7 protein-coding genes and 3 pseudogenes are annotated in these 9,418 nt (G+C 59.1%); 4 read left to right on the forward strand and 6 right to left on the reverse strand.

Translation table 11 applies throughout. From position 1 onward, the window contains the following. A pseudogene (locus tag AC1DVH_RS21345) lies at window positions 1-831 on the reverse strand (VRR-NUC domain-containing protein); the annotation flags it as partial. A gap of 194 nt (window positions 832-1,025) precedes the next feature. Between AC1DVH_RS21345 and AC1DVH_RS21350 the strand changes: the two are divergent. After that, window positions 1,026-1,250 carry a YgdI/YgdR family lipoprotein gene (locus tag AC1DVH_RS21350; RefSeq protein ID WP_477755483.1) on the forward strand — a complete coding sequence of 75 codons (225 nt, stop codon included), beginning with the start codon at window positions 1,026-1,028 and terminating at the stop codon, window positions 1,248-1,250. Window positions 1,251-1,390: 140 nt separating this feature from the next. Continuing rightward, window positions 1,391-2,068, forward strand: coding sequence for an MliC family protein (locus tag AC1DVH_RS21355; RefSeq protein ID WP_477755484.1), 678 nt, complete (start codon window positions 1,391-1,393; stop codon window positions 2,066-2,068). 45 nt (window positions 2,069-2,113) lie between these two features. Here the strand turns inward: AC1DVH_RS21355 and AC1DVH_RS21360 are convergent. From AC1DVH_RS21360 to AC1DVH_RS21370, 3 genes and pseudogenes are all read right to left on the reverse strand, one after another. Further along, window positions 2,114-2,233, reverse strand: a pseudogene (locus tag AC1DVH_RS21360) (spermidine/putrescine ABC transporter substrate-binding protein PotF); the annotation flags it as partial. A 64-nt stretch (window positions 2,234-2,297) separates the two neighbouring features. After that, on the reverse strand, window positions 2,298-3,704 hold the full coding sequence (locus tag AC1DVH_RS21365; protein WP_477755485.1) for an NAD(P)/FAD-dependent oxidoreductase: 1,407 nt from the start codon (window positions 3,702-3,704) through the stop codon (window positions 2,298-2,300). Between the two features lie 50 nt (window positions 3,705-3,754). Further along, window positions 3,755-4,570, reverse strand: a complete 816-nt coding sequence (locus tag AC1DVH_RS21370) for a helix-turn-helix transcriptional regulator (protein WP_477755486.1) — start codon at window positions 4,568-4,570, stop codon at window positions 3,755-3,757. A gap of 264 nt (window positions 4,571-4,834) precedes the next feature. Here AC1DVH_RS21370 and AC1DVH_RS21375 point away from each other — a divergent pair, with 264 nt between their 5' ends. Further along, window positions 4,835-5,107, forward strand: a complete 273-nt coding sequence (locus AC1DVH_RS21375) for a DUF1652 domain-containing protein (RefSeq protein WP_477755487.1) — start codon at window positions 4,835-4,837, stop codon at window positions 5,105-5,107. Window positions 5,108-5,294: 187 nt separating this feature from the next. On the opposite strand, the gene AC1DVH_RS21380 is transcribed toward AC1DVH_RS21375, so the two are convergent. Beyond that, entirely contained in the window at window positions 5,295-7,769 is a 2,475-nt protein-coding gene (locus tag AC1DVH_RS21380) for a UvrD-helicase domain-containing protein (protein ID WP_477755488.1), read from the reverse strand. A gap of 279 nt (window positions 7,770-8,048) precedes the next feature. On the opposite strand from AC1DVH_RS21380, the gene AC1DVH_RS21385 reads away from it, so the two are divergent. Further along, window positions 8,049-8,744, forward strand: a complete 696-nt coding sequence (locus AC1DVH_RS21385) for a pirin family protein (protein ID WP_102670283.1) — start codon at window positions 8,049-8,051, stop codon at window positions 8,742-8,744. Window positions 8,745-8,954: 210 nt separating this feature from the next. Here the strand turns inward: AC1DVH_RS21385 and AC1DVH_RS21390 are convergent. Next, window positions 8,955-9,418: pseudogene (locus tag AC1DVH_RS21390) on the reverse strand (alpha-D-glucose phosphate-specific phosphoglucomutase); the annotation flags it as partial.

A 9,418-nucleotide genomic window follows, 5' to 3' on the forward strand; every position in this document is an offset into this window, starting at 1 on the left:
GTAGAGGTGCAGGGCCATGGCGAAATCCGCGATGCGTTCGCAATACTGGCCCATCTGGAACAGCAGCTTGCCGCGCCGCCGTTGCAACCATGGGTTGTCCAGCACCAGCCCCTTGATGCGCTCGACCACATCTTCCAGCGCTTCACCGGCCTCGAATTGTTGCTGGTACGCGTGCAGGAGGACACAGGCATCCACGTCTTCGCGGCTGCGCAAGCCACGGGACTCGGCACAGAATTCGACTTTTTCGTAGGTATAAATGCCCAGGTCAGCCAACACAAACTCCGACCAGTCCTGGTACAGGTTGCCGAAGAACATCAGGCGCAGGCGATCGCACAACGCCATGATGGTCAGGCTGAACAGGCGCTCATCCAGCCACGGGCACCAGTCATTGAAGCTCTGCGTCTGGGGAAATTGCGCGCTCAGCCTCGGCAACCAGTCGGTTTTCTTGCCTTTGGGTTGATCGATGGCAGCGGCAAAGGTCTGGAGGATCTCTGCCTTGAGCAGCACCTCGAACAGTTCGTCGATGGCGATGGGCATTTGCCCGTCGACCCAACCCAGTTCAAGCAACGGGCCGACGGCTGTGCCGATATCGCCGATTTCGTCGTAATGCAGCTTGTTCGCCCTGAAATGAACGCCCTTGCGCATGACCATTCTGACCAGCAGTGCCTGCGATTCACGGGGTAACCCCTTGAACGCATGAATGAAATGCTGCTCTTCGACGCTCAACACATCGCCAGAGCGCTGCTCAAGCCAATCAAGCACTTGCATGAAGTTGTTCAGGTAATAGAACGGATCGTCGAGGGGATTTGCAGTCACAGGGAAATGGGCCATGGCGAGCGAGTACTGGTTATGCGTACAGATACCAGTTCCGCCCTGCCCGGTGCAATCGGAAAAGGATAAATGGCGCTGTACGGAAAATTTCCCGGGCAGTAGAACTTTCTGCCCCCCGGCGGCACCAACCGCCATAGAGGTGCAGTGACAGCCATCGAATTGATGGCGCTGCTTCAGAACCTATGGAGGTGATTATGGATATCAAGACTTTGGGCTTGCCCCTGGCGGTAGCGGCCCTGCTGACGCTGGCCGGTTGCTCGACGCCAACGGTGGTGACGCTGCAGAACGGCACTCAATACCTGACCAAAGACATGCCGAAAACCAAAACCAGCGACGGGTTCTTCGAGTTTGAGGACATTTCGGGTGCGAAGGTCAAAGTCAGGGCCGATGACGTGGCGACGATTCGCCAGGAAGACTAACGTTTCTCCTGGCACGATGTGGCAGGTTTCGAGCACTGCTTTACACTCGACAGACCCCGTGCGACCGAATGACTGTGCAACGCTTCGACACGATGCGTTGCAATACGGGCATCACGTAAAGATTCTCAGGTGACGTCGAAATGAAAATGGTCACGCCACTTCTGGCCTCTCTGCTCGCCGTCAGCGCGTGCGTGACTGCGAGCGTGTGTGACGCTGCCACAAAGGCAAAGGCAAAACCGAAGCCCTTGCCAACTTACAAAACCAGTTTCGATTGCGCCTCGCCCCAGGCCTCCGCCGAAAAGCTCATCTGTCATGACGCCCAACTGGCGCGCATGGACCTGGAACTCAATCGTCTTTATCTCCTGGCGCTCACGGATGAACATTCCGTGCCGCGCCCGGATAAAGTCGAGATTGATCAGCGGTTCTGGATTGAGTCCCGTAACCAGTGTGGTGGCGGGACTCAAGCCAAGGCGTGCTTCGTGCGAAGTTATGCCGAGCGTGCGTTCCAACTGCGCCAAGGTTCGGCCATTGCGAGAACCAAGGACCCAAGCAGACTCTCGGAAGGCCCGTTGGCTTATCGTTGCGCAGGGTTTAACGCATTGATTGCCGCTACCTTCTTTACGGTCGAACCGGGCGTGGTGTTCCTGAAATGGGCCAACACCTCGGTTACGCTGAACCAGGTGCCGAGCAATTCCGGAACCCAGTACACGGGCAAGGATTACAAAGGCAACTACAGCTTCTGGCAAATCGGCGATGACGTGTTTTTCCAGATACCCGGTTCAGGGCAGATGAGTTGCGCAGGCGAGCCGGTCGGCTGAGGACGATGGCATCGGGACGTCCTGTCCCGATGGCCGCTCACCGCTTCAACTGCCGGTGCGAATCTTGTTCCACACTCGCGTACGCCCCCGATCGATATTCAGAGGCATGGCCTCCAGCGCAAACAGCTTGCCCATCATTTCAGGACTTGGGTAAACCTTGGTTTCAGGGTTGCGGTGTTCTTGAATTGCGTGATGCTCATGGGAGTACCTGTCGATGTAGAGACGCTGTTCAGTGCATGAAACCTTCCATGAAACCGGCCACCCCGCTGGCCAGCTTGCGCCGCCAGGGCGCGGTCGCGGGGTTGGCCAGAGTCTGGTCCTCATGGACAAAGCTGCGGATGATTGCGTTGTAGCCGAGCCAACGGATGKGTTCCGGCTCCCAGGCCCTGAGCGCGTCGAGGCCGCGCTGGGGGATGACCCACGGCTGGCGCACCAGATCGGTGTCGCGGCCCAGGATCAGGTCAGCCAGCGTGCGGCCTCCCAGGTTGCTGGCACCAATACCCTCCCCGCCATAGCCGCCCGACAGGGCAATGCCGTTGGCCCGATCGCAAAGCATGTGCGGCTGGAAATGCCGGGACATGCCCAGGTTGCCGCCCCAGGAATGGGTGATCTGCACGTTCTTCAACTGCGGGAACAGCTCGCCGAACAGGTAGCGCCGCAGGTGTATTTCGTCAGTGGTCAGGTCGAAGTCGTGGCGCAGTTTGCCGGCGAACTGGTACCCGCCACGGGCGCCAAAGATCAGTCGGTTGTCAGCGGTGCGCTGACCGTAGGTGACCTGGCGACTGGCCTCGCTGAACGCCTGGCCGCGGCTCAGGCCGATTTCGTCCCAGGTGGCCGCCGACAATGGCTCGGTCGCGACGATCAGGCTCTGCACCGGCATCTGATAACGCCCCAGCGGCGGCAAGGTGACGGAGTAGCCTTCTACCGCCGGCACCACCCAGCGACTGCGCACCGACGCTTTCGCCGTGCGCAGGCTGCCGGACTGCCAATGGGTGACCGGGCTGCTTTCATAGATTTTGACCCCCAGGCGCTCCACTGCCCGGGCCAGCCCTCGGACCAGCCTGGCCGGGTGAATGGTCGCCACGTGCGGCGCGTAGATTGCGCCGTAGGGTTTGGCGACGCGGATCTGCTGCGCCAGTTGTTCCGGGGTCAGCCAGCGATAGTGGCTGTCGTTGAGGCCCTGGCGGTGGAGATCGTCCAGGTAGTGGCGAAGGCTGGCCTCCTGCTCCGGATAGCGCGCAGCGCAGTACAGCACTCCGCCTTTACGGTAATCGCAGTCGATCCCCTCACGTTCGAGGACAATCTCCACTTCGTCTGGAATGCTGTGCAACAAATCGTAAGAGGCACGGCGCTCTTGCGCCGGCAGGTCTGCCAGCAGGCGATCTTCACCCAGCAAGTTGCCCATCAGCCAGCCGCCATTGCGCCCCGACGCGCCGAAACCGGCGGTCTGCGCTTCGACAATCGCAATGCTCAGGTCCGGTTTGTGCTGCTTGAGGTAGTACGCGGTCCAGAGACCGGTGTAGCCCGCGCCGATGATTGCCGCGTCGACATCCAGGTCCCGCTCCAGCGCCGGACGCGCCAACAAAGGCTCGTCGAGCTGGTCCATCCACAAACTGATAGTGCGCCACGCCGGCATGCAAGACTCCGCCACTCAAACTTCAATGGCGTCGATCCTAGTGCGTGGGCTCAGGCGCTGTCTTGCGCGCGTGCACGCAAAGAAATTTGTTTGACGTAGGCCTTGGGTGACTGGCCGGTGTGCTGGCGGAAACAGCTGTAGAACGCTGACAGCGAATTGAATCCGGCAGCGAACGCCAGCTCATCGATACGCACAGGCGGTGTGGCGTCATCCAGCGCCACGAGCAAGTGTTGCAGGCGTGCCTGGTTGACGTAGCGGTAGAAGCTCTGGCCCAGCACCTGATTCAACAGATAGGAAATCTGATTGCGGCTGTACCCGCACTCCTTCGCCACCTGTTGCAGATCAAGCTCCGGGGCAAGATACGGCTGTTGGCGCTGGAAATACTGCTGCAGGTCATCGGCCATGAAGCTCAATTGGCGAGGCGACAGGCCGAGCCGGCTGACCGCCGGGCGCTGGTTACTGGAAGTTTTGCTGCCGGGTTGTTCATGCACCAACGAGGCATATTCATTGACCCGCCAGATCAGCCCGTTCTTGACGGTGATCGCTTCACTGGCGCGCAACGACACCAGCCCTTCACCGCCGCGCAAGGTGATGCGGTATTGAATGAACGCGGTGTTGCCGTCCAGTCGAATGCGGTCAGAGTGCTCCAGCGCTTCGTCCGGATCCCGGGGCATGCTGCTACGCACGTATTCGCGTAATTCGGCCTGGCCCATGACCCGGTTCTGGAAAAAGTCGTTGTACTGGACTTCGGGGTGATAGAGCGCCATGACGCCGTCCAGATCCCGGTGCTTCCAGCGCAAGTGATAGCGCATGACCGTCTCGCCCGTGGCCTGGGTTTGCAACGGGCCATCATCATCGGCGTGCATTGAAAATCTCGACGGAAAAAACCGAGCTTGCCCAACTTGCGCCTTGTCTTCAACGACTAAACGGATGAAGGCTTTTGAGCGCAAATGCGAACGAAGCGTGACCTGAATCAAAAAAATGGCGGCAATCGCCAAATGAACTGAAAAATCCACATTCTTTTTACATTCGGATGCTACTTTTAAACACTGTCACTGGTTGAACCAATGAAGGTTCTTCCCTCCTACCATGAGCTAAGGGAAGCGCTCGATAATGAAGGCGGGTAACACATGAATAGAGGGTTCAGTAAGGTCACGTTTCCAAACGCCTGCCAGCTGATGCGCTGGCATTTTCATCCCATGGGTTTCGAGGCGAGCATGGACGCCCCGGGCAGCATGATTGCCCGTCTTTTTGATCGTGCCACTGGCGAGACCATGATCGCCATTGCCGGTATTCCTTGCGCCACCGTCATGAATGCCGCGGATGTAGAACTGATAATCGAAGCGGTGGAGGATGAACTTCAAGCCTTTGTACCACCGGAGGCCTTCAAGAGTTATGCCTGAAGGCTCAGTTATTAAAAGGCCCACTTTGAGTGGGCTTTTTGTTGAACGCCACTCCCTGTAGGAGCGAGCTTGCTCGCGATGGTCGTTAACGATAATGCGTATTTACTGGCTAAACGCGGCGCTCTTGAGTCCTTCGTCGGAACGCCGCCCGGAGCAAGCTCGCTCCTACAAAGTCTCGATTCAGAAGTCAGACGGTGATTTGGCTTACACGATGATCGACAAAGAACGCCTTGCCCTTGCCCACCCGGTCGGAGGCCTTGGGCATGTTCGCAGCCTGGGTGTCTTGCGCATCGACGTACCAGTAGCAATGGCTGACGGCGCGGGTAATACCCACGTAGGCCAGCCGCAGGATCTCGTCCTTCTGGGCGTTGTCGTAGGGTTCGCTGTCACCGGCCTTGCCCAGGCCCGCCATCCGGTAAACCTGATTCTTGTAGGGCGAGCTGGTCAGGTGCTGGCAGTCGCCCAGCAGAAACACCGCATCGGCCTGGAGGCCCTTGGCACTGTGATACGTCAGTTGCTTGAGCCTGCGAGCCTCATACGGCAAGCTAGAATCAACATTAACTACAGACTGAATATGTTCTTCTATCAATGACTTATCGCTACTTTTTCGATAAAGCATCAAGATCGAATCGCCCTTTCGGTAATGTTCCATCAGGCGCTGGGCCATGCCCTGGTCATCACGATCAAGGACGTTCACCGGCAGCAATGCCTTGGGTTCACCGCTAGCCTTGGCTTTCTTCCCGGCAATCGCCGGTGCTGCACGCACGATGTGTTCGGCGGCATCGATGATGTGCTGGTGGCTGCGATAGTTGTCGCTGAGCATGACCTTGGTGGTGCTCGGCGACGGGAACTCCTTGTTGAACTCCATGAAGTAGGTCGGCGAACTGCCGCGCCAACCATAGATGGACTGCCAGTCATCGCCCACACAGAGCAGCGAGGAACGCTGGGCGCCGCGTCCGACATGCATGGCCGGCCCGCGACTGCGGATCTCTGCCAGGCTGGCCCTGATCCAGGAGACGATTTGCGGCGAGACATCCTGAAACTCGTCGATCATCAGGTGTGACAACGGTCGCAGCAGATCATCGCTGAGCAGTTTGAGATTCTCCGGCGAATGCTCGCTGAACAGGGCAAACATCCGGTTGTAAGTCATGATCGGCGGTTTCTGATCGAGCAAGTGATCTTCCAGCGCCCGCCAGTAAAGGCTCAAGGCCTCGAAGAAGAACCGGTCGGGATCGTCCTTGGCGAAACTCATCTGGCCGACGGCACTCGGCACGTCCAGCCCAAGATTTTCGATGAACCCGGCGGCGGCGACAAAGCAATCGAGCAACGGCGCGGAGGCGAGCTCGCCCTTGACCTTGTAATCGAAGCCCGGCCCGGCGCTGGCATCGCCCGCCAGCGAGGCCAAAACACGTTTCGATGATTCGTAGCTATCCAGCCATATCAATGGCTTACGACAGAAAGCTTGAAACAGGGTGCGCTTGACTGCCCACTCTGCGCGCACCGACAGCTTGGCGTTTGGTCGCGTGACCTGCGGGTTTTCCCGAGGGTCGAACCCCAGCACCACCCAGGCATCCAGGGACGGGATGTAGCCGTGACTATGAAATTTCGAACCGTTGATATCGAACGACTGGCGATTCGGCTCAATCCCCTTGATGGGCCAGGCACCGGCGCGAAACCACAGGTCCTCAATGGCGTCGCACAGTTCTTCATCGCGCTTGGCCGCCAGTTCGGTAACACCCATGCGTTTCTGCACATCCGGGTGATCCCGCTCCAGCTCCCTGAGTTGCAAGGCGTGCCGGGACAATGGCTTGATCAGCTCACGAAAACGCTCATCCTCATTGTGCAGACGGTGATAGCAGGCGTTGAGCTGTTGGCGTTGAGCGTCGTTGATCCGCAGATCGAACGGATTGCTGTCGACCTCCTCGTCACCCTGCGCRGCCCGCAGGCTGAGGTTCTCGAATGCCTGCAAACGCTCGAAACCCGGAAGACTGCGGACCATCGGCAGGATCCGCGAGTGAAAGGTGCGCACCAGGTCCCGCGCTTCCTTGAAACTGATCACGCGGCCCCAGAGCGCAAACAGTTCGATCAGCTTATTGATGAAGTCCTTGCGCGACTCACGAGTGAAGGTCACCACCGTCATCGAACTCAGCTCGAAGCCCAGGTAATGGGTCAACAGCAAGATACGCAGCACCAGCGTGGTCGATTTGCCGGCACCGGCGCCCGCGATCACCGAGGTGGATGGCGTGTCGCTGAAAATCATTTTCCACTGGGCGGCGCTGGGTTGGGCATGGGCTGGCAACAACCGGGCGACATCCGCCTTCATGCGCTTCTTCAATTCGGCGTTCAACGGCAGGCGCCAATCGTCGAACAACAGGTCATCGACATTCGGTGGCCGGTGTTCGGTGGCGCGCGAGTCGCGGATCAGCAGGACCTGCCGACCCTCCTCCAGCCCCTCGAGCTTGCCTTCCTTGTAGCCGTAATCGACCCCGGCGCTGTGACCGCTGCGAAAACCGTCGGCCTGGCCATGCAACCACGACGCACGATGCTGTGCGTGCAGGCGGGTCAGGCTGTAACCGAAGAATCGGGCGAGCAATCGCTTGATCAACGGCATCTCGGCCAAGGGGCGAAGTTCGGGAGGAAGATCGGGGGTGTGTTGCGGCACGCGGACTGACTCCAGGGTGTGAGGCTGTTGAGCGCTATGGTGTCTGCATTTGCTCTCGAGTTCTAGTGAATTGCTTATGACTCATTGGCTTATGCGATGAAGTGAAGGCTGGATGAGAAACTTCCGAGTTCGTTTTATATCAATGTATTCGATGGGAATGCTGCATTTTTTACGCTTTTTATCGATTGTTGCCTGTTGGATGATGGCCGTCATCACTCACCGGTCTCGCTTCGTGGCTCAGGCGCCTTGCCCCATGACGAACCTTTTCTGGAGACGATCATGCTTGAACTCAGACCTTTCAACTCGCTCGGCGGCGCTCACCACGGCTGGCTGGATGCTCACCATCATTTTTCGTTCGCCGAGTACTACGATCCCAAGCGCATGAACTGGGGCAACCTGCGGGTCTGGAATGACGACGTGATCGCCCCCGGCACCGGTTTCCCGCAACACCCGCACCGGGACATGGAAATCATCACCTATGTCCGCGAAGGCGCCATCACCCACCAGGACAACCTTGGCAACAAGGGGCGCACCGAAGCGGGCGACGTCCAGGTCATGAGTGCCGGTACCGGGATCGCCCACAGCGAGTACAACCTGGAGGCGACGCCAACCAGGATTTTCCAGATCTGGATCATCCCGAATGAGTCCGGCCTGGCCCCTTCCTGGGGCGCCAAGCCGTTCCCGAAAGGCAACCGCGAAGGTTTTGTCACCCTGGCCAGTGGCAAGGAAGGCGACGACCAGAGTTTGCGCATCCGCGCCGATGCCCGGCTGGTAGCGGCCAATCTGAAGGCCGGCGAGTCTGCCGAATACCATTTGGACAACGGTCGTCGTGCTTACCTGGTGCCGGCCACCGGGGTCATTGAAGTCAATGGGTTGCGTGCACAAGCTCGAGATGGTGTCGCGGTTGCCGATGAGCAAGTGCTGCGGGTGACGGCCATCGAGGACAGCGAGATTGTTCTTGTGGATCTGGCCTGATCGGGCAGATCGCGGATAAAAAAATGGGGCGGCCATGTTGGTCGCCCCATTTTTTCGGTGCCTGTTCAAATGTCTTCGCTGGCAAGCCAGCTCCTACATGGGGAATGCGGTCCAATGTAGGAGCGAGCCTGCTCGCGAAAAACCCGAGAACACCGCGGGGTGTCAGGCTGCCAGCGTTATCGTTGACGACCATCGCGAGCAGGCTCGCTCCTACAAGGAAATAGCACCATCCACCAGCGTTTGCGCCTCGGCCACCAGTTGCTTGAGGTGGTCGTCGCTGACAAAGCTTTCGGCGTAGATCTTGTAGATGTCTTCCGTGCCCGACGGACGCGCCGCGAACCAGCCGTTCTCGGTCATGACCTTGAGACCGCCAATGGCCTGGTCATTGCCCGGTGCGTGGCTGAGGATGCTCTGGATCGGCTCGCCGGCCAATTGGGTCGAGGTGACCTGTTGCGGCGACAGCTTGCTCAACAGCGCTTTCTGCTCCGGATTGGCCTTGGCATCGACCCGTACCGAGAACGGCTCACCCAGTTCGTCGGTCAAGGCACGATACGCCTGGCTCGGGTCGCGACCGGTCCGGGCCGTCATCTCGGCGGCCAGCAGGGCCGGAATCAAACCGTCCTTGTCGGTGCTCCAGACGCTGCCGTCCTTGCGCAGGAACGAGGCACCGGCGC

It is taken from the genome of Pseudomonas sp. P4_C3 (genome assembly GCF_056402075.1).